Genomic DNA, 26,132 nt, shown 5'->3' on the forward strand with positions numbered 1-26,132 from the left:
CGGTAGACGCCGGAAGCGAAAGCCCACCGTCGGGCTAGCGCACAACCGGTGGCGCATAGGTTGGCTGCACGATCTGCCCGGCAGACTGGGCATAGGCCGAGTTCGACGCCATCAGCACCATGGAAGTAGACAGCGCCGTTGCGGCAACAAAAACGACGTTTGCCTTGGAGAAAATACCCATCATCTGTCGTTCCTGCAAAATCAATTGCCGCATGAATAGACACCATTCCCGCCTGCACCGCAGAGATGGCGGCGCAGCTTTAGGTCATCAACGATTACAATGTCAGCATCCCTGGCAGGTAATTCCGACTGTGTACCACTGCTTCCCGGCATCGAGAGTTGGCCGAAAACACCCTGTTCCTGTTCGCCCAGATCACCGGCAGAGCCAGTCTCAAGCAGTGCACTGCCATAGATCATGTTCGCATCATTTGTCTTGACGAAAACCACATCGGACAATGCGTAAAGTTCGGGGTAATGACCGTCACCTGGCGGCACCCAGACGGTTTCAAAATCCCAACCGGCATATGAGCTGGCGGAGTGCGCCTGAGCGGTGGTCAGGCCTTTCCCTTCGAAGTAGTATCTATTCCCGGTACTCTTGCTCTTTCCGGTCGTATATGTGTCGAAATAGGATTGCTCGATCCTGCCACCGTCATGAAACCCCACCAGCCCGCCGACATTGTTTTTGCCCTTGAGTTTGCCTGTCGCATAGGATTGCTCGATCGTGCCGCCGGACTGCCACCCCACCAGCCCGCCGATCTTACCTTTGCCCGCGACTGTAGCCGTCGCATAGGATTGCGTGATCGTGCCGAGGTTCATATATCCCACCAGCCCGCCGACCTCCTCACCCCCGGCTAAGACCCTACCCGTCGCATAGGATTGCTCGACCGTGCCATCTTCGTACATCCGCCCCACCAGCCCGCCGACATAAGAGCGCAGGCCCCCGAATTGGCCCGTCGCATAGGAGGCGGAGATCGTGCCGCCACTCTGCCATCCCACCAGCCCGCCGACACTTTCCTTACCCGTGACAGTGCCCGTTACATAGGATTGCATGATCGTGCCGTAGTTCAGATGCCCAACCAGCCCGCCGACTGTCAAGAAACCCGTTACGCTGCCGTCTTCAAGGCCAATATCGCGGATAACACCACCACCTCCCGAATAGGCAACCATCACATGACCAAACAGGCCAACATAATCCATCGGGGCCTCGATCGTCAGGTCGCTGATCACATGGCCAAGACCTGCAAATGTGCCGGTGAAAATGCTGGAATATTCTTTGCCAATCACCGAAGTGGTATATTTCTTGCCAGAGGCATCAACATCAACCGCCAGTGCGTAGTTGCCACCAAGGCTGTTGTTAACGCTTTCCAGATCACTGAGTGAATGGATCAGCGTATAGTTGGTGTCATTCACTTGAAACGTGGCATTGGTGCCTGAAAGCGTGATAGCAGCGCCATTGGCAAGCCAATAATCGCCACCAAATGTCAACGCCAGCCCACCGCTGTCACCGGTTGCCGTTACATTGGCAGCAACGAAAATGTCGTTGGCGGCGTCCAGCGTCAGCACCGAATTGGACGACCAGTTCACAGCATTGGCAATCGTGATATTCCCGTCCTGCGCTCCACCCGATCCCGTTGAGATCGTGACATTGGCACCGGCAAGCGCATTTGTCAGTGTTGTAACATTGATCACACTGTCATTGTCGCTTGCGGTGAAGCCGCTCGAGGTTTTATCCGCACCATCGGAAACGGTGACATTGTAAGGATCGAGCAGCAGCGTGCCAAAACCTTGCGCGCCAGTGAGATCGGCAAAGCCGGTATAAGCCAAGACCGCCTTGCCCGAGACTTCCGCATCGCCACCTTTACCGGTCGCGCCCCTGGCGCTGATGGTTCCGGCAAAATCTGTCCGCTTGTCAGACCACAAAACCACCGAACCGCCATTGCCGGTGGTGATCGCATCGGCCGAGATCCTGGTATCCGCACTCACCGTCAGCGTTTCAGCCCGCTGCAACGTGCCCGTACCCTGATAATCGCCACCAATGCGGATGGTGCCGCCACCTGCAAAGCCGGATGCATCAATATTGGCATGGTTGAGGGCCACCTGAAGGCCGGTCACTTCAATCACGCCGCCTTTGATATTGGCCGATTGATGAGCAGGCGCAGCTGCCGTCTTTTTCGCCCGTGTGGACACCTTGCCGGAAACCGTGACCTTGCCACCGGCACCACCGCCAAACGTGATCTTGCCATTGCGGCCAGACACACTGCGGGCTTCTGCCACGCCAGACATATTGATGGCATTGCGGGCCGCATTGCGCGCGGTTGCCGCCTTCATCACGATCACGCCGCCCTCGGCGGTCACCGTGCCGGAATTGTCAATCAGTGCCGCGCCATCATCCTCACCGGAGGACGCAACCGCGACCTGCATAAAGCCATCGCCGGACAGATCCAGCGCGATCGCCTCACCGGCACCAAAGCCTGCCTTGCCATAAGGCACAGCCACGAGGCCATCATTCTTCACCTTGCCGCCCATCAGCGCCACATAGCCACCGCGCCCGATGGAGATGACACCCTCATTGCTGACGGTTGCCGAAGACCCGTTACCGTGAAAGTTTAACTTACCCTTGAGGAAATCATCATCGGCAATATCCAGCGTGGAAGCAGCAAAGCCGCCACCGACCTTGACCGTGCCGGTTTTGGTGATAGCGATACCATTGGGATTGACGAGAAACACCTGTCCGTTGCCTGAAAGCGATCCGGCAATGGTCGAACCGGTGGACCCGGTCACACGATTGAGGATTGCGGAATGCACGTCCGGCTGCACGAAGTTGACGCTGTTGCCTTCACCGACATTAAAGCCCTGCCAGTTGACCACGGCACGATCAGACCCCTGATTGACGGTCATCGCACCATTGGCACTCGAAATGCCAACCTGGCCTGCAGCGACAGATCCACCCGTGGGCAGAGCATCACCAGCCAATGCCGGAACCGCCAGAGCAGATGAGGCCAGCAAGGCAGACAGAAAATAACAAGCTGATTTTCGAACACATGGGGATCGTAAAAATGTGCCTTGCGAAGTCATCAGGTGCCCCTCATCAAATTGACAGTTTGAATTTTAAGACTGACCTGAACTAAGCCGTTCATTCTGGCATTTGCTATAGCTGAAGTGGCTCGGGAAATCTGCACAGGCGGTATAAGTGGTTTTCGGCTCTTCGATCCGGCATCATGCCGTCAGCAGGAGCCCTTATGACAAGAAGGCCCCGCTGCAATCACAGCCCCGCTTTCCAAGCGAAAGTCGCGCTTGCCGCGATCCAGGGCGAAAAGACGATGGTGGAGCTTTCGCAGCAGTTCGGCATCCACGCCAACCAGATCAAGCAATGGAAAGATCAATTGCTCGAAGGCGCGATGAACGTCTTCGATGATGGGCGCAAGGAAGACGCCGCGCCTGTCGTTGACGTCAATAACCTTCATGCGAAGATCGGCGAACTGACGTTGGAGAACGATGCTCCGCCGAGCCACAGGTCTCGGCTGCGATAACCGGCGCGCTCGGCAAGGCCGGATTGCTGAGCGGAAAACGATGATCGACCGGAACCATACCCTTCCCATTTCCCGTCAGGCCCGGGCTCTCGGCATCAGCCGTGGCAGTGTCTACTATCTGCCTCGGGCGACATCGGCGGCAGATCTGGCGCTGATGCGCCGGATTGACGAGCTGCATCTGGACTACCCCTTCGCCGGAAGCCGGATGCTGCAGGGGCTTTTGACAGCGGAAGGCCATCACGTCGGGCGGCTGCACGTCAGAACGCTGATGAGGAAGATGGGTATTGAGGCCATATACCGCCGTGCGAACACCTCGAAACCGGCGCCGGGCCACAAGATTTATCCGTATCTCCTGAAGAATGTTGCGGTCACCCGCCCCAATCAGGCCTGGGCACTCGACATCACGTATGTGCCGATGGCGCGAGGCTTTGTCTATCTCTGTGCCGTCATCGACTGGTTCAGCCGCCGGGTGTTGTCGTGGAAGCTTTCGATCACGCTGGAAGCCGCGTTCTGCATTGAAGCCGTCGAGGAAGCGCTCGCCCGATATGGCAAGCCCGAGATATTCAGCAGCGATCAGGGATCGCAGTTCACATCTATTGATTTTACCGGCGTTCTGAAAGACGCCGAGATCAAGATATCGATGGATGGCAAGGACGCATGGCGCGACAACGTCTTCGTCGAGCGGCTTTGGCGGTCTATCAAATATGAAGAGGTTTATCTTCACGCCTACAAGACGGTCGCAGAAGCCCGAGCCGGGATCGGACGATATCTGACCTTTTACAACAGCCGCCGTCCGCATTCATCGCTTGACCGGAAGACACCCGATCAGGCTTACTTCAACGCGCTGCCCGCGATATCAGAGGCAATATAAACAAGGCCGAAAACCACTTAAGAACGACCATCTGCCTGTTCAAACAAACCGAGCCACTTCAAGCAGCGCTTTCTTCGGCAGCTATAAGACCAGACAGATTGTTTCGAACCAGTTCGCGTCAGCTAACCTGACACTTCTCAAACAATTGGCCGAAAAACTGAATCCCCTGTTTAGGGGTAATTGTCTAAATGGCATCGCCAAGTGGTTCATCCATAAAGACTTGGCTACAAGGCGGTGCATGAAGATACCATCCACATTGCCGCGCCTGAAGGGCTATCGTCACCCTCGTGAGATCATCGCCTACGCGGTCTGGGTTTCCCCATAGGTTCGCGCTGAGCACGGCTGATGTCGAGGATCTGCTTGCCGAACGTGGCGTGATCATCAGCCGGGAAACAATTCGGCTCTGGGTCAATCGTTTCGGTGCGCATTTTACCGCCTGCATCCGACGTGACCGGCCGCAGCCCAATGACAAGTGGCATCTTGATCAGGTTGTGATACCGATCAACGGCGTAAAGCATTGGCTCTGGCGCGCTGTGGGTTCCAACGGCGACGTGCTCGACATCCTTGTCCAGGGGCGCCGCAATGCCAAGGCCGCAAAGCGCTCAACTTGGCCACCCCCGGCTCGCAATCACAGACAAACTGCGCAGCAACATTAAGCCGATCTTGCATCAAGCACCGACGTCGATCACGGTGCTCACAAAGGGCTCAACAATCGCATCGAGGGCAGCCACAAGCCAATGCGACGACGAGAGAAGATCATGATGGGGCGGTTCAAGTTGCCACAGCAAGCGCAGCGCTTCCTCACTGCAAATGACCAGATCAACAATATCTTCCGTCCTCGCCGTTACCGCCTCTCCGCCACATCATATCGTCATGCCAGGGCAGATGCATTCTGTCTCTGGGCTGACTATGCTGCCGAAATGAGACCGTAATCATCGCCCTCGCGCACTTTCAAAATCTCCCTTCAGCAACTTGGCAATGCCACTTCGGCGGTATGGCATTTTCTTTCGCAAGAAGGCCTGCATCATGGCCGGATGCATAACGCCGGCACCACGACAGCGATCGCTTCAACTTCTGCGCTGTTGGCATTGTTTTCTCCAAGAAGAAGGCGACGAGCCACTCCAGCGCCGGAAACTTTCGGAAAAGACGCCCGGTGATGCGAATGCGAGGAACTCCGCAATTTCACCAACCGAAAGCTCGGTCATTTCCAGCAACTCACAGGTCAATGCGAACCGCATCTCTTTCCGTAGTACCTCGAAGGTTGTATTTTCAGCTGCGAGACGCCTTCTGAGCGTGCGGGGATGAATGCCGAGTTCTGCGGCTACGAACGGCATTGTCGGTTTATTGTAGTGGAGAACATGCCTGAGCGAATGGTTGACCCTTTGCGTCAGTGTCGGCGGACTCGGCCAGATGGCGCTTTCTATTTTTTCAAGAAGTTCACGCTGCTCCTGCTCGTTGCCTCCCTTGAGAGGCAGGGACAGTTGCTCGTTACCCAAAAAAAGCAGGTTCGGTTTTGGCTGAATTTCTTCTCAAACGGCAAAAGCATCCTGTAGCTGGTGAGATCTTCCGGCTGTCGGTTGGAAAAGTGAATCTCGACAGGTCTCACCTGTCCACCAGTCAGAAGCTGAAGCATGCGCATGCCGACGCCAATCACAAGATCATGTAGGATGCGGCTTCCAGGTGCTGCAGCGGCAAAGGTATCGTATCCAAAAGCGCACTCATCGCCGAACTCCTGAAGATAGACAATTGCGCCGCTTGAATAGCCCGGTTGCCAGGCAACGTAATCAAGCAGTGCCTGTCTCAAAGTCGAAGCGGTCATCATCAGCCGGCCTATAGGTCCGTGGTGCTTGGAGAGGTCGAACCGCAGGCCGACAAGCAGACCGATATGCGCGATCCCCGTTTGTGTGCTCGCGCGATCAAGAACCTCCAATGCCCGTGCAAAAGGGATGCGCGCGTGGGCATCCAGAGTGTCCGGATCAATTCCGCTGCCGGAAAAGATAGGCGATGGATCAAAACCATATTCGTCAAGCAGAGCCGGCAGCTCGGAAAAAATACCGGCTCTTTGTGTAACAGGCCTCTGCAACAGAAAACTCCATCATTTGTCCCCAAAACCGAAGTTCTGAAAAGACTTATACAATATAGTCCTATCCGGGAGTAATTAAACAATCATTGGGTCAATGTTTACACGGAATTTCAAATAGTTCCGTGATCGGAAGGGTGTTGCTATGAGAATTTCACGCAGAGCATTTGGTGCGGGAACCCTGAGCCTGTCTGTCGCCGCTTCGATGCCGAAAGCCGTCTTTGCCGAGGAGGGAGCGCTCAGCGATGGTATTCTGGAGCGTAGCGATTTCTGGACCGCTTTGGACGCCTACATCTACGCATACCCTCTCGTGACGATGGAATATACGCGAAGAGCACTTACAAACGTCGTCAAGCCAGTCGGCACGAAGGCGCCGATGGGCCAGATCGGCCGTTTGCGGGAATACCCGAATGCCTCGTTCCGGGATGTAACGGCGCCCAATGCCGATACACTTTATACATACGGCTTTTTCGATGTTGGAAAGGAGCCCTATGTCTTCTCGCTTCCCGACATGAACGGTCGATATGCCCTGTTTCCGATGCTGGATGGCTGGACCAACGTCTTTGCCGTTCCGGGCAAACGGACAACGGGAACCGGTGCCCAGACCTATGTCGTGACCGGACCGGGCTGGAAGGGAACGCTTCCCGACGGAATGACCGAATACAAATGCCCGACGAACCTGTTCTGGCTGCTGGGCCGGATTTATTGCACGGGTACGCCGGAAGACTATGCCGCAGTTCACAAGATACAGGACGAGATTTCCGTCGTGCCGCTCAGCGCCTACGGAAAGAGCTACACGCCACCCGCAGGCAAGATAGACCCGTCGATCGACATGAAGACGCCAGTGCGCGACCAGGTCAATGCTCTGGATGCCGTTTCATTTTTCACACTTTTCTGTGAGTTGATGAAAGATAACCCCCCGGCGCCAGCAGATGCTCCCATTCTTGAGCGGCTGGCGAAAATCGGCATTGTTCCGGGCCAGGATTTCGATCCAAGCAAGCTGGATGTCGCCCTTCACAGCCACATTCCAAAGATCGCATTCGCCAGGATCATGCTGCATTTCAAGAAAAGCGATGGGGATATCGAGGATATCAACGGGTGGGCCTACACGACCAAAACCGGGCTTTATGGAACCGACTATATTCAGCGCGCTTTGATCACCGCGATCGGTCTTGGCGCAAACCGTCCGCAGGACGCGGTCTATCCGACCAGCACCAAGTCGGGCTCGGGCCTGGTTTCACGCACCTATAAGGGCTCCGAAAAATACGTGATGACCTTTGCAAAAGGTCAGCTGCCGCCCGTCAACGGCTTCTGGTCACTGACAATGTATGATGATCAGTACTTTTTTGTAGAAAATCCGTTGAACCGCTATTCGATCAGCCCGCGGCAAGACCTCAAGGCCAATGCCGATGGATCTGTGGATATTTACATTCAAAACGAAAACCCGGGTGCCGAGAAGGAATCCAACTGGCTGCCGGCGCCCAAGGGCAAGTTCATCCTGATGCTGCGGCTTTACTGGCCGAAAGAGGCTAACCCCTCTATCATTGACGGCTCGTGGGTCATCCCGCCGGCGCAGAAGATCAGCTGATATCTGATCCAGACTGTCAATCGGCATTCTGATGGGCTCTTCCTCAAAGTCTGTGGTTAACAAAGCGTTAGAGTGGCAGTCGCTATCGTTTGGGAGGCAAGCAAAGTCGAAATGGTCACCCGGCCCAGGGGGTAAAGTTCTGGGCGTCACGCTTCAGGGTGAAGAAAATTGAATTGTTTCCGCTGAGGCAAAACCTGTCGGAATATGCCCGGATTGCGGTATGCGAAGTCGGCATAGGCATGATTGTCGCATCCGCTTTCTCCGGGACTTGCCTGTTCAGAGCCAAGTGGTGAAAGTTGAACTCGCTTTGAGCCGGTGGCAATATAGACACCGCGAATGCCAGAGATCGTGGATTTGATTGGCCACAAAATGGGTGGACGCCCGGCGGAAAACTTGATGCATCGGCTCGGGATGCCGATCAGCGGTGATACGATCCTGCGCCAATTGAAGCGTAAAATTCCAACATCGGCGAAAGACGGCCAAGTTTGTGTTGTTGGTATTGATGACTGGAGCTGGTTAGGCTCAGGACTCGTTAAAATCATAACCAGAAGATAACGGCAGCAGCGATGCATATGCTTGAGAAGAAAGTGTGCACACAACGGTCGTATCGGGTGTGAATTCGGCGCCAGTCCTTGAGCCTGCAAAACATGTTCTCGATTTTATGGCGTTTTTGGTAGAGCTTGCGGTCATGCGCTATTGGGACCTTTCTGTTCGCCCTTGATGGAATGCAGGCCTTGATTTTGCGCTGCGCCAAGGCCTCTCGAAACCAGTCGGCATCGTAGCCTTTGTCGGCCAGTAACGTCTTTGCTTTGGGAAAGGCCTCTATCATTCGGGCAGCACCTTTGTCGTCGCTCGTCTGCCCTTCGCTCAACAGCATGATCAGTGGCCGGCCATGGCCATCGCAAACCGCATGCAGCTTGGAGTTCAAGCCGCCTTTGGTGCGCCCGATACGTCTGGGAACATCCCCTTTTTTAGCAGACTGGCTGCGGTGCGATGTGCTTTCAAATGCGTGGCGTCGATCATCAACTGTTCCGGCTCTCCGCATTCGGCCGCCAATTCAGCAAAAATCCTGTTGAACACACCAAGCCTGCTCCAGCGGATGAAGCGATTATAGATCGTCTTGTGCGGTCCATATTCCTTCGGCGCATCGCGCCATCGCAAACCGTTGCGCAAGACAAAGACAATGCCGCTCACGATCAGCCGGTCATCAACACGAGGCACACCGTGAGACAGTGGAAAATAGGGCTCAATCCGGCGCATCTGCGCCTGCGACAGCAGCGGCAAATCACTCATTGCGGTTCTCCATTCGGGTCCAATGAATCAAAACGAAGAGAACGTCGCAAGTGATTTAATAGGTCCTGAGCCTAGGTGTTTTGGGGCAGCATCACCCCGCGCCGCCTTCCTTCTCGCCACCACTGTCGCAGCAGTTCCAGGAGTTGCGGAGAAAGCAGGGCATTGCGGTCCTTGCGCCCTTTGTCCTGTTCAACGCGGATCAGCATGCGCGTCGAGTCGATGTCATCGGCCTTGAGATGCGCGACCTCACAAACGCGCAAGCCCGCGCCATAGGCGACGCCGAGTGCCGCCTCGACCAACCGCGCGGCGTCCTCCACGCTCAGCACATCGGGCAGCTTGCGCGGATTGCGGGTTGGCGCGACAACGACCTTGTGCAGGCGATCCGTTTCACCTTTTTATGAAAACGCGGGAACTGGAAGGACCCGAAATCGCCTCTCGACCCTTCGCTTTGTCGGCCATATGGCATTTTAGATTTGAAAACATCCGGTTCGGAGTGCTAACGGATTGCCAACCTTTTCCACGCGGTTTCCTGCAGGTTTTCTCGCCGGTTTCCAGCACAGCAGAAGAGAATCCGATGGCAGAACATGTCTCCGGCTTGGCCGAGCGACCGGTTGCTGAAACTGGCGCGCCGATGGTCGGCTTTGAAAATGTGATCAAGTCCTTCAAAAGCCGGGAAACCGGCAGGAAGGCGTTCCGGGCACTCGACAATATTAGCTATAGTGTTCCGCGCGGCGCAATCACCGGCATTATCGGGCGCTCGGGTGCAGGCAAGTCCACGCTTGTGCGACTGGTCAACGGTCTTGAGCGTCCGAGCGAAGGACGCGTGATCGTCGATGGTACGGATGTCGCGGCGCTTGATGAGGTGGCGCTGCGGTCCCAGCGCCGCTCCATCGGCATGATCTTCCAGCACTTCAACCTTCTTTCCTCGCGCACGGTCTATGACAATGTTGCCATGCCGCTGGAAATTGCTGGCATGGCGAAGCTGGATATTAAAAGGCGGATCGAACCGCTAATCGATCTCGTCGGTCTGTCGGAGCGCAAGCACCACTACCCGGCCCAGCTTTCAGGCGGCCAGAAGCAGCGTGTTGGTATTGCCCGCGCGCTGGCCTCGGAGCCCAAGCTGTTGCTCTCGGATGAGGCGACTTCGGCGCTTGACCCGGAAACAACGCAACAGATTCTAGGCCTCCTGAAGACGATCAACCGCGATCTCGGCCTGACCGTGCTGCTGATCACGCATGAAATGGAAGTGGTCAAAGCTGTCACCTCGCGCGTCGCGGTGATGGACAAGGGCCAGATCGTCGAAAGCGGACGGACCTTCGATGTCTTCACCGCGCCGCAGCACGAGACCACCCGTTCGATGCTGGCGGCACTGCCGGGCGGCAGTCTTCCGGACTGGATCGGCCGCCAGGTGATCGCCGACCCCAAGCCCGGCTGCAATGCGCTTCTCCGCCTGCGCTTCTTTGGCGAGACTGCTGACCAGCCATTGGTCTCGCGCCTGATGGCGGTACTCGACAGCCCGGTCAATATCATCGCCGGCACGGTAGACGAGATAGCAGGCGAACCCTACGGCACGCTCTATGTCGCCTATTCCGCAGATCCCGCGATAATGCAGAAGGCGGATCAATTCTATGCCCAAACCGGACTGAACGCGGAGGTCGTCGGCTATGTCTCCTGATATGCTCATCTCTCTTCTGACCAAGGGTACGCTTCAAACGTTGCAGATGGTCATCGTTTCCGGCCTGATCGGAACGGCGCTTGGCCTGCCAATCGGCATTTTCCTTGCGACCAGTGGCAAGGGCGAGCTTCTGCAGGCGCCGATGCTCAACCGCATTGTCGGCCTGATCGTCAACGCGACACGCTCAACACCCTTCATCATCCTGGTGGTCGCGATCATTCCGTTCACGCGGCTGGTAGCCGGCACGTCGATAGGCACCCAGGCAGCGATCGTGCCACTAACGGTTGCCACCATCCCCTTCTTCGCGCGTCTGGTGGAAAGCGCGATCCGAGAGGTCGACAAGGGACTGATCGAGGCCGCGCGCGCCATGGGCGCGACGCCGATGCAGATCGTCATCAAAGTATTGCTGGCGGAATCGAAGCCTGCCATCACGCTCGCCTTCACTCTCACCATCGTCAGCCTGATCGGCTATTCCGCCATGGTCGGCGCCGTCGGTGGCGGTGGTCTTGGCGATCTCGGCATCCGCTATGGCTATCAGCGCTTCATGCCCGGCGTCATGCTGGCCGTCGTCGTCGTGCTGATCGTGCTGGTGCAGGCGATCCAGAGTGCCGGCGACCGTCTGGCGCGCAGCTTCGACAAGAAGAATCGGAGCCAGTAAGACTTCCGTCGGAGTGGCGTATGATGTGCATTCCTCGACCTACGCGTTGGCAAGAAATTGCGCCGACGGCTCAATTTTGGAAACCGGATTTCTTCAGAACCATCCGGCTGCTCGATAAATCAATAAATTATCAGGAAACACAGCGCACCGGCGAAACCGATGCGCCTGCGTCAAGGACAATAGAAATGAAGCTCGCAACCCCATTTGCCCTACTTGCCATTGCATCCAGCCTTGCCGCTGGAACAGCCCTTGCCAAGGACAAGATCACCGTCGGCGTCACGCCCGGCGCGCATGAGGAAATCCTCGAAGAGGTTCAGAAGCTCGCCAAGGAACAGGGCCTTGATGTCGAGATCGCAACCTTCAGCGATTACGTCGTGCCCAACCAGGCGCTGAATGACGGTGACCTCGATCTCAACAGCTTCCAGCACGGGCCGTATCTCGACAACCAGGTCGCCGATCGCGGCTACGACCTGAAGGCCGTCGGCAAGACGATCATCACGCCGATGGGTATTTACTCTGAAAAGGTCGAAAGCGTCGATGATATTCCGGAAAACAGCCGAGTCGCGATCCCGAACGACCCGACCAATGGCGGCCGTGCGCTTCTCCTGCTGCAGGCCAAGGGCGTCATCAAGCTTGCCGATGGCGCCGGGCTGAAGGCTACGCCGCTGGATATCGTTGAAAACCCCAAGAACATCGACATTCTTGAGCTGGACGCGGCACAGCTGCCGCGCGTTCTCAATGATGTTTCGGTCGCCGCGATCAACACCAATTATGCGCTTGATGCCGGCTTTAACCCGATCGAGGACTCGATCGCCATCGAAAGCCCCGACAGCCCCTACGCCAACGTGATCGTCGCGCGCACGGAGGATGCGGACGCCGACTGGGTCAAGCAGTTCGTCGAAATCTATCAGTCCGATGAGATTCGCAGCTTCATAGAAAACACCTATGGCGGTGCGGTCGTCCCGGTCTTCTGATCAGACTCTCATGAACACGAAACGTTTCTGCAGTACTGCAGCCGGATTGTTGCGGTGAAGGGCGCTCCCGCAGCAACGACCTTGTCTCGCCGAGGCAGCAATCATGTGCTGCCTCGGCGAAGCTCTTAGAGGTGGTTTCTTCTTTGAGAAGGCCGCGTTCATCAGGGCTTCATAGCTTACCGGACGGGACCAAGTTTGGCGACTGACCCGTCGTCTGCAGCCTTGGCGGGCTGCAGGCCGCCTGGGGTCCGGGCCGAGAAAAAGACCGGTGAAGTGTTCGCTTCACCGGCCTGTGCTTTTCGGGTTTTCTTTGTTTGCGTTTATGTCATCCGGTGAATGGCTTTGGCGGCTGCGGAAGTCGACGGGATCGGTGGCGAGATAGATCTTGAAGGTACTCGACGGAAAGATCATGAGAACTGCCCCGCGACGCGCATCAGCTTCGCCAACTCGGCATCAGCGATGCTTAAAGGGAACTCGAGGCAAACGCCACCGACAAGAAGTCGTCCACTGGAGCCGCTCTCCCTGCTGGGGTCAGTAAGCCTCGCTGCTGGCCCATCCGTTTATCGGCGCGCAGCGTTTGAATGAACAGAAAGCGCTGATCGAAACCCAATATCTGCCGAGAGCGGAGACTTGGGTGGCATGCGCGGGAGAAAAGCACTGCGGGTTCATCAGCCTGCTCGACACGTTCGTCGGAGGCATTTTCGTCTCGCCTGAGCGGCAGGGGTCCGGTATTGGACGCCGACTTATCGCGCACGGCTTGAGCCTCAAGGGCGAGTTGACGCTTGAGGTCTACACCGACAATCGACAGGCCGTGGCTTTCTATGCCGCACTGGGCTTCCGGGAGCTGTCTCGTCGTTCCATCGATGATGACGGATACCCGTTCGAAAATGCGCGGCTGCATCTGACCGGCAAGCGCGCGCTGTAGCGTCATGGCGCCTCGGACACCGTCACATTATTCGCGAGATGCGGGATCTGGCGGCATGCCATCCTTTGACCCGAGGTCGATAAGTATACAGTGCCGTCAGAACTATCGCCGAACACGCGCGCCAGAATGAGCGCGGCTGCAGCCGTGACGGCTCGCCGTTATGGTCAAGCCGGCCAAGATCGTGAATGCATATCGCCTCAGGCAGGATTACCCGGGCGATGGCACGCGTGTGGTGTTTCCAGCGGAAGTGCCGACGCGGCTTTACACCATGCTCGGTGAGGCCAGACAAGGCTCTGTCGGCGATTGCCACCGGTGCTCAGCTTCTGGCCGCCGCCACCCTGCTATCGGCCGGGACCCGCGCTTTATCGCGCAGCCCGGCCGCCGGTATTGAATGACCCGTCAGAACGTTCCGGCCTTTGCGGAATAAGCCTTAAAGGCGGATCATACCGGCATCGACATTGACGCACTGGCCGGTCATCCAGCCCGCATCGTCGGAGACGAGGAATGCCACCACCTTGGCGATATCCTCGGGCTGGCCCTTGCCGGGCATCGCCTGCAGCATCTCGACGAAGCCGAAGCTCTCGGCGTGCGGGCTGCCCTTCACGCCGTCGGATTCGATCAGGCCCGGCGTAACTGCGTTGACGCGAATACCGTATTTGCCCACTTCCGTCGCCAGCGCACGGGTGAAACCGACCACGCCGCCCTTTGCCGCCACATAGGCTGACATGTTCGGTGTACCGGCATAGAACGCGTTCGAGGCGATGTTGAGCACCGTTCCCTTGCGATCGGCGGCGCGCATCATGTCGGTCGCCTTGCGGCAAGCAATGAACACGCTCGTCAGATTGGTGTCGATGATCTTCTGCCAGTGCGCCAGATCCACATCGTCCCACGCGATATAGGGAACGATGGAAGCATTGTTGACGAGAATATCGATGGCGCCGTTCTCGGCGGCATCTTCCAGCATCTTTCCGACCTGTTCCACATTGGTGGAATCGCAGGTCACGCCCACCGCGCCGTGACCGATCTCCGCGGCGGCGGCCTTTGCGCCCTCGCCGTTGATATCGGAGATCACGACCTGTGCGCCCGCTTCGGCCAGAGCCCTGGCGATGGCCTTGCCGATGCCCTGTGCGGCACCGGTTACAACGGCCTTGCGGCCTTCAAGACTGGTACTCATTCCCTCATTCCTTTCGTTTGTCGCCGTTCCCGGCTATTCGTCGATTGCCGCGTCCCAGGCGGCCTGGGCTGCGGCAAGTCCGGCCGCTACATCCACCTTGGCGCCCAATGCCTTCAGTGCCCCGCCCATCGCGGAGACAGCCAGAAGCGCGTAGGCCGGCTGCGCCGTCGGGCCCATATGGCCGATGCGGATCAGCTTGCCGCGTGTTTCTGCCCGACCTGCCGACATGGAAATGCCGTAACGGGCACGGGTCTCCACCAGGACGGGACCGGCATCGATGCCATCGGGCATCTTCACCGCAGTCGCAGTCGGCGAAGCGATGTCTTCGGAAACCGGCCAAAGTTCAACACCCATGGCCTTGATGCCTTCCCGGCAAACCCTGGCAGTCAAAGCATGACGCTTCCAGACCGCTTCCGGTCCCTCTTCGAGATAACGGTCAAGCGCGGCGTTCAGACCGTTGAGCTCGGCCACCGAAGGGGTGAAGGGGAACGGTTCGGTCCGTTTCCAGGCGTTCTTCCAGTCGGTAAAGCTCAGCATGGAGGCAAACGGCGCATCCGGATTGGCCTCGATCTTGGCCCAAGCGGCTTCGGATACGGCCACAAGCGAGAGCGATGGCGGGCAGCCGAGGCACTTGTTCGGGCCGGTGACGTAAACCGCCGCCTGACTGGACGTTGGGCTTGTGGGCATGCCAGCCCAGGAGGAGACCGCGTCGACCAGCAGAAGCGCGCCGGCTTCGGCGACAACCGCGCCGATCGCGTCGATATCGTTGAGCGTGCCCGACGGCGTGTCGTGATTGCAGACGCAGACGACCTTGACCTCGGGGTGTTCTTCGAGGAAGGCGCGGACCTGCTCGGGATCAATCGCGGTGTCATAGGGCACCTCGATTTCCTCGACTTTTTTGGCATAGCGTGCGGCCCAGTAGCCGAAGCCCTTGCCATAAACGCCGGAAGCGAGGTTGAGGACCACGTCGTCTCTGGCGATGAGCGAGGCGGCGGCGCCCTCAAGTGCGAGTACCGGCTCCCCCTGAAGGATCAGCGGCGGCAGATCGCAGCCAAGCGCTTCCTGCGCCTTGAGGGTGAGATCCTCGAAGAATGCCTGGAAGGCCGGATCGTAATCGTAAAGCACCGTGGTGCCGAGCGCGCGCAGCACTTCCGGGTAGGCATCCACAGGACCGGCCGTCAGGGTGAAGACCGGGGGTTTCGTTTCAGGATATTTCATCTGTTCCTCCTCAACCGTAGAAATTGACGCCGGTTTTGTAGTCCTTGAAGCTCTCCGGATCGTGGCTGAACAGAACCTCGGCATTCTTCTCCTTCTCGATCTCCTTCAGGCGGCGCATGGAATTCACGCCGGCCACGGGATCGATGTGGAAACCCGCATTGATGTCATTGTCGTAGTTCTTGCGGGTATAGGCGGCGTCAAGCGTGAGCAGAAGCGGACGGCGCGTGTCGAATTCCACCAGCAGCGAATAATGCCCAACGGTATGGCCCGGCGTGTAGAGCAGCGTCACACCCGGGGCGAGTTCGACATCGCCCTCGATCAGCTCGAACTTGGTATTGCCGGCCGTCTGCCCGGCGCCGAGCTGATCGCTCATGCCGCGCGCTTCCGCCACATCCGTGGAGAAGGCAAGGTCGGAATAGCCCAACACCTCGAACGGCTGGCACTTGGCCGCCTGCGGCAGTTCATCTTTGTGGCAGATTTTCTTCGCGTCGGGGAAGAACTTGTTGCCGCCAACATGGTCGAAGTGGAAATGCGAGTTGAACAGGACATCGATGTCCTTGGGCTCCAGCCCCAAAAGCTTCAGCGCGCCGGGAATGGTCTGTTGTTCGCTCTGCTGCGGCTTTTCGAAAGGCAATGCCTTCTGCACGTGGTCGAAATCATAGCCGGTATCGATCAGGAACTTTCCCTTGGGATGATCGACAAGCACGGAATAGACAGGAAAGCGAACCTCGCCGCCCGGACCCTTGTTCCACCAGATATGGAAACCGTCGAGCACCAGCGAGCCGCCGTCGAGGAGGAATACTTTGGTATCTGCCATGTCACGTCTCCTATGTGTTTGCAGGCCCTTCCCGGGCCAGATTTTTGTGATGATGACGCCCTCAGCGGGCGCCGCGTTCGTAAGCAGCACCCAGTGCCGCAGGCAGCTTCGCTCGGCGTCCGAAAAGCACGAGGACCAGCATCACCGCAGCGAAGGGCAGCATCTGGATGACATCCGTGGGAATGTTCGATCCAGCCACCTGCAGGGCCGTGGTCAGCGACAGCGCCGCGCCGAATATGAGCGAGCCGATCAGCACCCAAAGCGGCCGGCCCCGCGCCAGCATGGCCAGCACAATGCCGATGAAACCCGCGCCGCCCGTCATGAAGGGAAGGAACAGCCCTGCCCCGATATTGGCGAGATAGGCACCGCCGAGCCCTGCCATGGCGCCGGTGAACAAAACCGCGAAAACGCGGATGCCGAGCACGTTGCCGCCGGCCACGTCGAGTGCTGCCGGACTCTCACCGGCGGCGCTGAGGGTCATGCCGAGATTGGTGCGCCGATAGAGAAACGCCAGCACCGCGACCGCCAGAAGCGCCAGATAGACGATCAGATGACGCCCGAACAGCGACGGCCCGATCACCGGCAGGTCGGTCAGTCCCGGAATGTTCAGCCGCTCGGGTGCCGGCAGGCGCGGATAGGTTCGCGAGAACTGGAAATGGTGAAGCAGCGCGGTCAGCCCCTCCACCCCGAGCGTCAGACCGATGCCGATCACGATCTGGTTCAGCCCCAGACGCACGCAAAGCACGGCCATGACGATGGCAACCAATACCCCGCCAAGCATGCCGCCGAGAAAACCCAGCCACAGGGATTCGGTCTTGAAGGCAACGAGAAAGCCCATATAGGCCCCCATCAGCATCATGCCTTCGATGCCGATATTGAGCACGCCCGCCTTTTCCGACATCTGCTCGCCAAGACCGGCCAGAAGCATCGGGATAGCGGCAATGATCGCGCCTGTGAGAAGAGACGACAGGAACGCCTCGGTTAGCAATCCGCTCATCTCAACGCTCCTTCTTGCGTTTGTGCTGATCGATATATTCGCCGAGTCCAAGGCAGATCAGCAGGCTGGCGACCAGCACGAGGGTGAAGTTCTGCGGCACGCCGAGACGGCGCGCGGCGCTCTCGCTGCCGATCATCAGCGCCGAGTAGAAGAAGACGAGCACAATCGCGCCGATGCCGTTGAAGCGGGCAAGAAAGACCAGCGGTATGACCATCAGCCCGTAGGCGGGATTCCAATTGGCGGGCACATTGCCGGTAACACCGAGGATCTCGGAAGCACCCGCAAGCCCGGCAAGGCCAGCCGACAGCGCAAACGTCGCCATGGTCAGCAGTGGCACCGAAAGACCCGCATGGGTCGCGGCGACTGGGTTTGCGCCCACCATCCGCAACCGTAATCCGAAGGACGTTCGGGTCATCATCAAATGAACGGCCAGAACAGCGATCAGCCCCCAGATCAACCCGCTGGAAATCGAGGTATCGAACAGCCGTGGCAAACGGTCGTCTACCGGGAGAGTGCGCGTCTGCGGCACTGTGGTCGCCGGATCCCTGAAGATCAGCTTGACCAGCGTCGAGGCGAGCAGAACGCCCAGAAATGACATCATCAGCGTCGTGATGATTTCGTTGACGCCCTGATAGGCTTTCAGCAGCGCCGGTATGACCGACCACAGAGCGCCGACGATCGCGGCCAGCAGGAAGCCGGCCAGAAGCACAGCCCAGCCCGGCAGAATGCCGACCAGGAGGGGCGCGGTCGCCGCGGCGGCGACAGCGCCGAGCAGAAACTGCCCGTCCGTTCCCAGATTCCAGATCCCAGCGCGGAACGCAACGATCAGGCCAGCGCAGAGAAACAGAAGCGGCGCCATGCGGGTTGCCGTCTGCTGCAGGCCCAATCCAGAAAGCAGCGAGCGTTCGAGGATGTAGCCGTAATAGGTCAGCGGATTGACGCCCACCAGCATCAGGATGATCGCCGACAGCAGGAAGGCCGCGATGATCGGCCCAACGGTCAGTGTCAGGATGCGCTGGAACGCACTGCGCTCGTTCACCGGTCGCGCGCTCGCGGCGGCGTCGGTTTGCGTATCCGCCGATACGGCGTTGATTTCGTCTTGCATGGTCATGCCATCGCCTGTCTGTTTTCTTCCTCGCCGGCCATCATCCGGCCAATGCGAAGGCGCAGGGCCTCGCCGCTGCCGTCATTTTCGACGATCCCGCGGATACGGCCGCCTTCCATCACCACGATGCGGTCCGACAACGCCATCAACTCATCGAGGTCGGTGGAGATGAGCAGCACCCCAAGGCCACGTTCGGCGATTTGCCCGATCCGCTGGCGTGACGTATCGATGTTCTGGAGGTCCAGCCCGTAGGTCGGCTTGTTGAACACCACGACGCGCGCCTCACCGGAGAGTTCGCGCCCCAGCAGGAGCTTCTGGATATTGCCGCCCGAAAGCCGCCCGATCGGGGTGGTCTCGCTGGGCGTACTCACCGAAAACCGTGCGATGAGATCGCGCGCATGCTCCGCGATGCGGTGCGGACGCTCCAGACCGTTCACCCAGAAAGGCGGCTGGCCGATATCCTTGAGCACTGCATTCTCTGAAACCGGAAAGGCGGCAACCGACCCTTCGGACAAACGGTCATCCGTCAGGTAACGCAGCCCCTTCCGGCGGCGCTGTGCGATGGAGGCGCGGGTAATATCCTCGCCGTCCAGTTCAACACGTCCGGACTTGAGGGGCCGCTGGCCCGCCATGGCCTCGGCCAGCTGCTTCTGTCCATTGCCATCGATCCCTGCCACGCCGACGATCTCGCCTGCACGCAGGCTCAGCGAAATGTCTTCAAGGCCCATGACATCGGCATCGCCTTCTGTCGACAGGGCCTCGACCTTGAGAGCGACGTTATCTCGTGCTGTGCTTTTCCTGTGCTCGGTGGACGTGGCGCCGGCCTCGCGACCGAACATCAGACGAACGATCTCGTCCACCGCCTCGTCCTCGGACATGGATTTGAGCTGTTCCGGGCCCATTTCACCGGCAAGCGCGCCCTGCTTGAGCACGGAAATGCGGTTGCCGTAGCGATAGGCCTCGGCGAGTTTGTGGGTGATGAAGATCACCGCCAGCCCGCTCTTGACGAGCTGCTGCATCCGCTCGCCAAGCTCCTGCGCACCCTGGGGCGTGAGCATGGATGTCGCTTCATCGAGGATCAGCACCTTGCTGTCGCGCAAAAGCGCACGGGCGATCTCGATCTGCTGCTGCTGGCCGAGCGAAAGCTCGCCGGTAATGGCGTCAAGCGGGAGGGAAAGCGCGAATTGCCGCTTCAATTCCTCCATTCGCGCGGCGATCCGGGCACGGGGCGGACGCTCGTACCAGGGCGCGCCCAGCGTCAGGTTTTCCAGAACCGTCAGGGTCGGCACAAGCATGGAATGCTGGAAGACTGTGCTGATACCGGCATCGAGACTGGCCGAGGGGCTGGCCAGCCGGGTTTTCTCGCCATTGAGCGACAGGTAGCCCTCGTCCGGCGGCTGAAGACCGGAAAGAATGCCTACCAATGTCGATTTTCCGGCACCGTTCTCGCCCAGAAGGACATGGACCTCGCCGGGATGAAATGTGAGCGAAACGTTGTTGACCGCAATCACGCCGGGAAAGCGCTTGGTGACGCCATGTACGCCAATGACGCCTGCCCCCGTTTCCGGGGGCAGGTTTGTAGGGGTTGCCAGTGCATTTGCCACGGATATGCTCACTCAGTTACGGTGACCAGAGTGCGAACATCTTCCGCATCGAACTTCGGCTCGACCGTGATGTCGCCGGCGATGATCTGATCGCGCAGTGCCATCACCTCGGTCCAGGCTGTTTCATCGACCTGCGGCGTCTTGACGAGCTTGACGGAATCGTCCGCCAGGCTGATCGCGTAGCCATGGGTGCCAAACTTGTCTGCTCTCAGGTCCTCGATCATCGCGGTGTAGACCGGGGTCATGTCCCACAGAACCGAGGTCAGCAGATGACCTTTGTCCAGTTCGGATTTGTCGCCGATCACGTCGATGAAGAGCACATCCGAACCGTCGACCGCCTTGTTGGATTCAACGGCCTGGATCATGCCGAAGCTTGAACCATTACCCTGGCCGAAGATGATGTCGGCGCCTGCCGCGATGACCGAAGTCGTCACGCGATTACCGCCTGCAGCATCGGAATAGGCTGCCGGGCCGATCACCGAATAGAGGATCTTCACATCCGGGCTCTCGGCATGAACGCCTTCGGCGAAACCAGCAGACTGCGAGTTCCATGAGGGCGGTTCACCCGAAACGACGATGCCGACGGTGCCCGTGGTCGTCATCTTGGCGGCCAGACGGCCGGCAAGATAGGCGCCTTCATGGCCGGAAAGCGTGTAGTCGGCAACAAGCCCCTTCACCAGAGCGTCGGGGCTATCGACGATAGCGACCGGCACGCCGGTTTCCTCGGCGATCTCCGGACCGGCGGTATTGTAGCCGCTGGCATGCGCGATCATGAGGTCGGCGCCGTCGGCCGCCAGTTCGCGCATCGGCGCACGAACATCGCCATAACCCAGGCCTTCGGCGACAATGATTTCGACGCCGGTTGCCTCGGCAGCGGCCTTGGCCGCGTCGACGCCCTGCTGATTCCAGCCATAGTCACTCCCCTGTTCCGGAGTGAGGATGGCTATGGTATCAACCTCCGCAGCGAATGCCGCCGGAGTCCCCAGCACCACGCTAAGCGCAACAGAAGCAAGTAGGTTTTTCATCATGCTGTTCCCTAATTGGTTGTCAGTTTCCCGTCACAAGACGGAAGCGATTGGCAGACTTGTTGTTGTTCTTGCCCTGTCTGCTGGGGTTTCCTCATCTCCGGCCCGGGCCGAAAGCGGAGCTTATGTGCCTTATTCGGGCATTGTTCACGGCACCGATGGCGCCGAGCCCGTGGAAGTCTCAGTGACCAATGAAACCGGTTTCTCCCTTGATTGCCGCGCGGCTCTTGCCCACTGGTATTCCGATGAACTGGGTCGCATCGAGCCTGGTAACCGGCTGACGCTGACGCTGTGGCACGATGGCGAGACGGGGGTTCTCAACCTGATGAACGCCACCGACGACCGCATGCCCGTCGAGGCCATCTGGTGCGCCAGCGATACCGCCCGCGCGCGCCTCGACCTGCCGATGAAGACGGGCGAGACGGCTGCCGCGCTGCACTTTTCCTGCAAGACCGAAGAGGATTCCGGGCTGAGCTGCATTACCACGGACGGCTAGGCTCGATTTTTTCCGAGTAAGCGCTTCGCGCTCCGGCATGATCCGGGCGCGAGCTTCGCCGGCGGCCTGGGCAATGCCGAACGCCTCACCCAGGCCGCGCGCGCCCTGAAGCGCGCCAACGGCGGCCTTGCCAAGGCCCGGAACCATGCGCGCCGCTTCGGCACGGCGCATATCCATATTTGCGATAGAGACGATTGTCGCCATTTCCCAAGCCCTCTGCCTTGGTGTCTTTGTTTGGAGGGAAGGATGACATAAACCAGACACACGTCAAGCAGATTGTCTGTCATTCTTTCATTCTTATGAGTTGACAAGAAGGCATTCAAGCGATCAAATTTGCTTGCAATTCCCCATATCGCTTCTGGTCAGCCCCAGAATTCACGAGGTTTCAAACAATGCCGCCAGACCTGAACTTACGAGTACTGCCGCGCACGGTGCAGCAGGAGACGGTCGAGAAGCTGCGGCTTGCAATCTTTTCCGGGGTTTTCGAACCGGGAACCCGTCTGATCGAAAGTCAGCTATGCGTGCAGCTCGGCATCAGTCGCCCGTCTTTGCGCGAAGCATTGCGCAGTCTGGCGGCCGAACGTCTCATCGACCTCGTGCCGAACCGTGGCCCTTCGGTACCCACCCTCACATGGGAAGAGGTCACCGCCATCTACGAGGTTCGCGAATTGCTGGAAGTAGAGGCAGCCGGGCGCTGTTCACAGAGGATTGCCGAGGAGCAATTGCGGGCGCTCGAGACCGCGCTTCATGCATTCGAAAAGGCCGCCTCAAGCAAGGACAGTCTGGCGCGGGTGACCACTGCCGCGGACTTTTATTCCGTCATTCTCGCAAACTGCGGAAATCCGATTCTGGAGGAAATCCACCGGGGTCTGGTCGCCAGGATCAGCCTTTTCCGCTCGCGGTCGATGTCGCTGGAAGGGCGCGCTGTCAGCAGTCTTGCAGAGATGAAGGAAATTTACGACGCCATTGCCGCAGGCGATGAGAAAGCGGCCCGGAAAGCTGCCGGAAAGCACATCCTGGAGGCGATGGCGGCGACGAAGAGGTCCATGGACAGCGGGAGCTGAAGCGCATCGAAGAAAAATGGACACCGGTTTCCGCCCGGACGCGCGGAACAACAGGCAGCAGGAGCATGATCCGGTTTCCGCCGGCATTATTCCGGCCCTCAGGGCCATCGCTCCGGCCCAAAAAGAAGGGGATCATCATGACATTTCAGATCAGACAGCGCGCGAGCCGTAACCTCACGCCCTCGCCCGCCATGGAGACATGGCAATGACCGGCGCTCATCCGGCGGAACAGATAACCGCAGACGTGGTCATTATCGGTGGTGGTTCGGCTGGCAGTTTGCTGGCCGCCCGGCTGAGCGCGGATCCGGCGCGCCGCGTTCTGCTGATCGAGGCCGGCGAGGAGCCTTCCGACCCCGATATCTGGACGCCCTCGGCCTGGCCGGCCCTTCAGGGTCGCGCCTATGACTGGGACTATCTGACGGTACCGCAGGCGGGAACCGATGGAAGAGAACATCATTGGGCGCGCGGCAAGCTGATCGGCGGATCGAGTTGCCTGCATGCCATGGGCTACATGCGCGGACATCCCGAAGACTATCAGGCCTGGGTCGATGCGACCGGCGATTCCCGCTGGAGCTGGGAAGCACTCCTGCCGGTTTTCGACGCGATCGAAGACCGTCCGGACGGCAAGAGCGGCGGCCCGATGCCCATCTACATGCCCGACGAAGAGGTGAGCCCTCTCACCCGCGCATTCATCGAGACCGGCGTCTCGCTCGGCCTGCCGCGCCTTCCCGACCACAATGACGGCCGGATGGTCGGTGTCACGCCCAATGCCCTCAACATCCGCGCCGGACGCCGCGTCACGGTCGCCGAGGCCTGGCTGACGCCGGAGGTTCGCGCGCGCAAGAATCTCAGGATTCTCACCGGAATCCGGGCGCACCAGCTGGTCACGGATGGCAATCGGGTACACAGGATCGACGGCGTCGGTACGCAAGGTCCGGTCAGCATCTCTGCCGATCAGGTCGTTCTTTCCGCTGGCGCGCTGGAAAGCCCTGCCCTGTTGATGCGCTCCGGCATCGGTCCAAAGGACGCGCTTGCGGCTGCATCCGTCGACTGCCTGATCGACATGCCGGGGATCGGCCGCAATCTGCAAGACCATCTGCTGGGCGCCGGCAATCTCTATGCGACCCGCAAGCACCTGCCGGCATCACGCCTGCAGCACTCCGAGTCGATGGCCTATATGCGCGCCGGCGACTTCACCGCCACCGGACAACCCGAGATCGTGGTCGGCTGCGGCGTGGCGCCAATCGTATCCGAGCGCTTTCAGGCGCCCGACGCCGGCACAGCCTACTCGTTCCTGTTCGGCATCACCCACCCAACAAGCCGTGGCAGCCTGTGCATCAGCGGGCCGGACCTTAACGACCGGCTGATCATCGACCCGGCCTATCTGCGAACCGAGCATGACCGCGCCATGTTCCGCAAGGCGCTGGAGGCCGCGCGCGCGATCGGACATGCGGACGGGCTTGCCGAATGGCGCGATCGCGAGCTCGCCCCCGGCCCTCTCGCCAGCAAGGCCGAAATCGACGAATTCATCGCAAAGGCCGTCATCACCCATCACCACCCCTGCGGCACCTGCAGAATGGGCAAGGACGACGATGCCGTTGTCGATCCGGATCTGCGGCTCAAATCACTCGACAATCTTCATGTGGTGGACGCTTCCGTCATACCCAGCCTGACTGCGGGACCAATTCACGCCGCTGTTCTGGCAATTGCCGAAACCTTTGCCCGCACGATAACCTCTGGCGATTGACAGAGGAAAGGACATGAAATGAGCATTTTTGACGAAGATCTGTTCCTAAAGGGCCTCGAACAGCGCAAAGCCACACTTGGCGCGGACTATGTCGAGAAAAACCTTGCGGCTGCCGACGAATTCACGCGGCCATTCCAGGAGGCGATGACGGCGTGGTGCTGGGGATTTGGCTGGGGGGACGATGTGATCCCGCCAAAGACACGCTCGATGATGAACCTCGCCATGATCGGGGCTCTTGGCAAGATGCATGAATGGGAACTGCACTGCCGGGGGGCAATCAACAACGGCGTATCGAAGGAAGAAATCCGCGCCATCATCCATGTCATCGCGATCTATTGCGGCGTGCCTCAGGCGCTCGAGTGCTTCCGCGCGGCGCGCAAAGTTCTTGAGGATCAGTGAGCCGCGTCCCCTGCCGCGCCGGTGGCGATCCCAAGCGGGGTCGCCCCCTTCCACGCATCACGCAAGAATACCCAAGCGGCGGAAGGCCGGCACCGCTCTATTGGGACGAAACCAGTTTCAGGATATGAAACCGAGCGGCATATGCCTTCAAACCGGTCAAAGCACTCGGTTTCGCGCAACTGTCTGCTTCATCAGGCAGAAATCAGATCTCATCATTTTCTATCGCACGCTTGGCCGCAGCCTTGGCCTTGTCCAGGTGGCGTTTTGCCGCCGCGCGCGCGCGCTCTTCATCGCCCGCAGCAATCGCATCGTAGATGTCGCGCATCTCCTGAAGACTGTCCTGCGCGCGCCCCTCAAGCGACATGGATCGGCCGCGGAAAAAACTGATCCGCGCCACAAGTCCGCGATGGACTTCCTCGAGAATGGCGTTGCCGCAATTAGCCAGAATAATCGCGTAGAATTCAGCCGCAGTGGTCACCATGTCGAGGCTTTCTTCGCTTTTCTGGGCGCGTTCGAAAGCCTTCAGCGCCCTTTCAAGCTCCTTGACCTGTTCAGGTGCAATCAGCGCGGCGCAACGTCCCACCGCAGCCACCTCCAGAAGCTCGCGCACGTCGTAGATCTCGGTCGCCTCCTCCCAGGAAAGCTTGGGAACGAAGGGGCCTCGGTTGGGGATGATCTCGATCAGCCGCTCCGCCTGCAGGCTACGCAGCGCCTCGCGCAAGGACGGGCGACTGACCCCGAGCTGGGCGCAAAGCTGGCTTTCAACCAACCGGCTGCCCGGCGGGAACACGCCGGCAATGATGGCCAGTCTCAGCTTCTCGATCGTCTGCTGCTGCACGGTTCTCGGCGTGATCCGGAGATCCAGACCAGAATTCATGGCGTTTCCTCAAGG

The 26,132-nt window shown here is 59.1% G+C and carries 25 protein-coding genes and 2 pseudogenes; 13 read left to right on the forward strand and 14 right to left on the reverse strand.

Going from position 1 to position 26,132, the window contains the following annotated elements; all coding sequences use genetic code 11:
- Positions 1-34: 34 nt before the first annotated feature.
- Together AC0L7L_RS09120 and AC0L7L_RS09125 are read right to left on the reverse strand one after the other, a co-directional pair.
- A complete protein-coding gene (locus AC0L7L_RS09120; protein WP_272211534.1) occupies positions 35-184 on the reverse strand; it encodes a hypothetical protein in 150 nt (49 codons plus the stop codon).
- Positions 185-201: 17 nt separating this feature from the next.
- Positions 202-2,973 (reverse strand): two-partner secretion domain-containing protein, encoded by a 2,772-nt coding sequence (locus AC0L7L_RS09125; RefSeq protein WP_473513490.1) that lies wholly within the window; start codon positions 2,971-2,973, stop codon positions 202-204.
- A gap of 266 nt (positions 2,974-3,239) precedes the next feature.
- On the opposite strand from AC0L7L_RS09125, the gene AC0L7L_RS09130 reads away from it, so the two are divergent.
- Both AC0L7L_RS09130 and AC0L7L_RS09135 read left to right on the forward strand, forming a co-directional pair.
- Positions 3,240-4,401, forward strand: a protein-coding gene (locus AC0L7L_RS09130) for an IS3 family transposase (protein ID WP_272211536.1) whose coding sequence is annotated in 2 segments (ribosomal slippage) — positions 3,240-3,499 and positions 3,498-4,401 — 1,164 coding nt in all. Because the reading frame shifts where the segments join, the coding sequence is not laid out codon by codon here.
- A gap of 238 nt (positions 4,402-4,639) precedes the next feature.
- Positions 4,640-5,333 (forward strand): annotated as a pseudogene (locus AC0L7L_RS09135) (IS6 family transposase).
- Positions 5,334-5,468: 135 nt separating this feature from the next.
- Here the strand turns inward: AC0L7L_RS09135 and AC0L7L_RS09140 are convergent.
- Positions 5,469-5,735 (reverse strand): helix-turn-helix transcriptional regulator, encoded by a 267-nt coding sequence (locus tag AC0L7L_RS09140; protein WP_473513492.1) that lies wholly within the window; start codon positions 5,733-5,735, stop codon positions 5,469-5,471.
- An 86-nt stretch (positions 5,736-5,821) separates the two neighbouring features.
- The gene (locus AC0L7L_RS09145; RefSeq protein WP_473513494.1) at positions 5,822-6,484 is read right to left on the reverse strand and encodes an AraC family transcriptional regulator ligand-binding domain-containing protein; all 663 of its coding nucleotides are present in this window, start codon (positions 6,482-6,484) and stop codon (positions 5,822-5,824) included.
- Positions 6,485-6,626: 142 nt separating this feature from the next.
- On the opposite strand from AC0L7L_RS09145, the gene AC0L7L_RS09150 reads away from it, so the two are divergent.
- Both AC0L7L_RS09150 and AC0L7L_RS09155 read left to right on the forward strand, forming a co-directional pair.
- Entirely contained in the window at positions 6,627-8,069 is a 1,443-nt protein-coding gene (locus AC0L7L_RS09150; protein ID WP_473513496.1) for a DUF1254 domain-containing protein, read from the forward strand.
- 336 nt (positions 8,070-8,405) lie between these two features.
- Complete coding sequence (locus AC0L7L_RS09155; RefSeq protein WP_272211540.1) at positions 8,406-8,624, forward strand: hypothetical protein; 219 nt, start codon at positions 8,406-8,408, stop codon at positions 8,622-8,624.
- Here AC0L7L_RS09155 and AC0L7L_RS09160 read toward each other — a convergent pair.
- Positions 8,608-9,362, reverse strand: a protein-coding gene (locus AC0L7L_RS09160) for an IS5 family transposase (protein ID WP_473513498.1) whose coding sequence is annotated in 2 segments (ribosomal slippage) — positions 8,608-9,029 and positions 9,029-9,362 — 756 coding nt in all. Because the reading frame shifts where the segments join, the coding sequence is not laid out codon by codon here. The two genes, AC0L7L_RS09155 and AC0L7L_RS09160, sit on opposite strands and share 17 nt — an antisense overlap.
- A gap of 83 nt (positions 9,363-9,445) precedes the next feature.
- A pseudogene (locus AC0L7L_RS09165) lies at positions 9,446-9,715 on the reverse strand (tyrosine-type recombinase/integrase); the annotation flags it as partial.
- A gap of 278 nt (positions 9,716-9,993) precedes the next feature.
- Here AC0L7L_RS09165 and AC0L7L_RS09170 point away from each other — a divergent pair.
- The 5 genes from AC0L7L_RS09170 (at position 9,994) to AC0L7L_RS09190 (ending at position 13,985) form a co-directional block, all read left to right on the forward strand.
- Positions 9,994-11,037 (forward strand): methionine ABC transporter ATP-binding protein, encoded by a 1,044-nt coding sequence (locus AC0L7L_RS09170; protein WP_473513847.1) that lies wholly within the window; start codon positions 9,994-9,996, stop codon positions 11,035-11,037.
- On the forward strand, positions 11,027-11,695 hold the full coding sequence (locus AC0L7L_RS09175) for a methionine ABC transporter permease (RefSeq protein WP_272211544.1): 669 nt from the start codon (positions 11,027-11,029) through the stop codon (positions 11,693-11,695). The genes AC0L7L_RS09170 and AC0L7L_RS09175 overlap by 11 nt, the downstream gene beginning before the upstream one ends.
- 185 nt (positions 11,696-11,880) lie before the next feature.
- A complete protein-coding gene (locus tag AC0L7L_RS09180) occupies positions 11,881-12,669 on the forward strand; it encodes a MetQ/NlpA family ABC transporter substrate-binding protein (RefSeq protein ID WP_473513501.1) in 789 nt (262 codons plus the stop codon).
- A 577-nt stretch (positions 12,670-13,246) separates the two neighbouring features.
- Positions 13,247-13,594, forward strand: a complete 348-nt coding sequence (locus AC0L7L_RS09185; RefSeq protein WP_272211546.1) for a GNAT family N-acetyltransferase — start codon at positions 13,247-13,249, stop codon at positions 13,592-13,594.
- A 181-nt stretch (positions 13,595-13,775) separates the two neighbouring features.
- A complete protein-coding gene (locus AC0L7L_RS09190) occupies positions 13,776-13,985 on the forward strand; it encodes a hypothetical protein (RefSeq protein WP_473513503.1) in 210 nt (69 codons plus the stop codon).
- A 39-nt stretch (positions 13,986-14,024) separates the two neighbouring features.
- Here AC0L7L_RS09190 and pldH read toward each other — a convergent pair whose 3' ends face one another.
- The 7 genes from pldH to AC0L7L_RS09225 all read right to left on the reverse strand — a co-directional run bounded on the left by pldH (position 14,025) and on the right by AC0L7L_RS09225 (position 21,534).
- Positions 14,025-14,768 (reverse strand): pyridoxal 4-dehydrogenase, SDR-type, encoded by a 744-nt coding sequence (gene pldH / locus AC0L7L_RS09195; RefSeq protein WP_272211548.1) that lies wholly within the window; start codon positions 14,766-14,768, stop codon positions 14,025-14,027.
- A 33-nt stretch (positions 14,769-14,801) separates the two neighbouring features.
- On the reverse strand, positions 14,802-15,986 hold the full coding sequence (gene ppaT / locus AC0L7L_RS09200; RefSeq protein WP_473513505.1) for a pyridoxamine--pyruvate transaminase: 1,185 nt from the start codon (positions 15,984-15,986) through the stop codon (positions 14,802-14,804).
- Positions 15,987-15,996: 10 nt separating this feature from the next.
- On the reverse strand, positions 15,997-16,803 hold the full coding sequence (pldA, locus tag AC0L7L_RS09205; RefSeq protein WP_272211551.1) for a 4-pyridoxolactonase: 807 nt from the start codon (positions 16,801-16,803) through the stop codon (positions 15,997-15,999).
- A 61-nt stretch (positions 16,804-16,864) separates the two neighbouring features.
- Entirely contained in the window at positions 16,865-17,800 is a 936-nt protein-coding gene (locus AC0L7L_RS09210; RefSeq protein ID WP_272211552.1) for a putative B6 ABC transporter permease subunit 1, read from the reverse strand.
- Between the two features lies 1 nt (position 17,801).
- The gene (locus tag AC0L7L_RS09215; protein ID WP_272211553.1) at positions 17,802-18,911 is read right to left on the reverse strand and encodes a putative B6 ABC transporter permease subunit 2; all 1,110 of its coding nucleotides are present in this window, start codon (positions 18,909-18,911) and stop codon (positions 17,802-17,804) included.
- Positions 18,908-20,509, reverse strand: a complete 1,602-nt coding sequence (locus AC0L7L_RS09220; RefSeq protein WP_473513508.1) for a putative B6 ABC transporter ATP-binding protein — start codon at positions 20,507-20,509, stop codon at positions 18,908-18,910. The genes AC0L7L_RS09215 and AC0L7L_RS09220 overlap by 4 nt, the downstream gene beginning before the upstream one ends.
- An 8-nt stretch (positions 20,510-20,517) precedes the next feature.
- Positions 20,518-21,534 carry a putative B6 ABC transporter substrate-binding protein gene (locus AC0L7L_RS09225; protein WP_272211557.1) on the reverse strand — a complete coding sequence of 339 codons (1,017 nt, stop codon included), beginning with the start codon at positions 21,532-21,534 and terminating at the stop codon, positions 20,518-20,520.
- Between the two features lie 184 nt (positions 21,535-21,718).
- Here AC0L7L_RS09225 and AC0L7L_RS09230 point away from each other — a divergent pair, with 184 nt between their 5' ends.
- From AC0L7L_RS09230 to AC0L7L_RS09245, 4 genes are all read left to right on the forward strand, one after another.
- Positions 21,719-22,030, forward strand: a complete 312-nt coding sequence (locus tag AC0L7L_RS09230) for a hypothetical protein (protein ID WP_473513510.1) — start codon at positions 21,719-21,721, stop codon at positions 22,028-22,030.
- Positions 22,031-22,422: 392 nt separating this feature from the next.
- Entirely contained in the window at positions 22,423-23,094 is a 672-nt protein-coding gene (locus AC0L7L_RS09235) for a GntR family transcriptional regulator (RefSeq protein WP_272211562.1), read from the forward strand.
- Between the two features lie 205 nt (positions 23,095-23,299).
- On the forward strand, positions 23,300-24,841 hold the full coding sequence (locus tag AC0L7L_RS09240) for a GMC family oxidoreductase (protein ID WP_272211563.1): 1,542 nt from the start codon (positions 23,300-23,302) through the stop codon (positions 24,839-24,841).
- A gap of 18 nt (positions 24,842-24,859) precedes the next feature.
- On the forward strand, positions 24,860-25,240 hold the full coding sequence (locus AC0L7L_RS09245) for a carboxymuconolactone decarboxylase family protein (RefSeq protein ID WP_473513512.1): 381 nt from the start codon (positions 24,860-24,862) through the stop codon (positions 25,238-25,240).
- A gap of 202 nt (positions 25,241-25,442) precedes the next feature.
- Here the strand turns inward: AC0L7L_RS09245 and AC0L7L_RS09250 are convergent, their stop codons facing one another.
- Positions 25,443-26,117 (reverse strand): GntR family transcriptional regulator, encoded by a 675-nt coding sequence (locus AC0L7L_RS09250; protein WP_473513514.1) that lies wholly within the window; start codon positions 26,115-26,117, stop codon positions 25,443-25,445.
- Positions 26,118-26,132 lie beyond the last annotated feature (15 nt).

Source organism: Martelella sp. K41-7 (assembly GCF_055808365.1).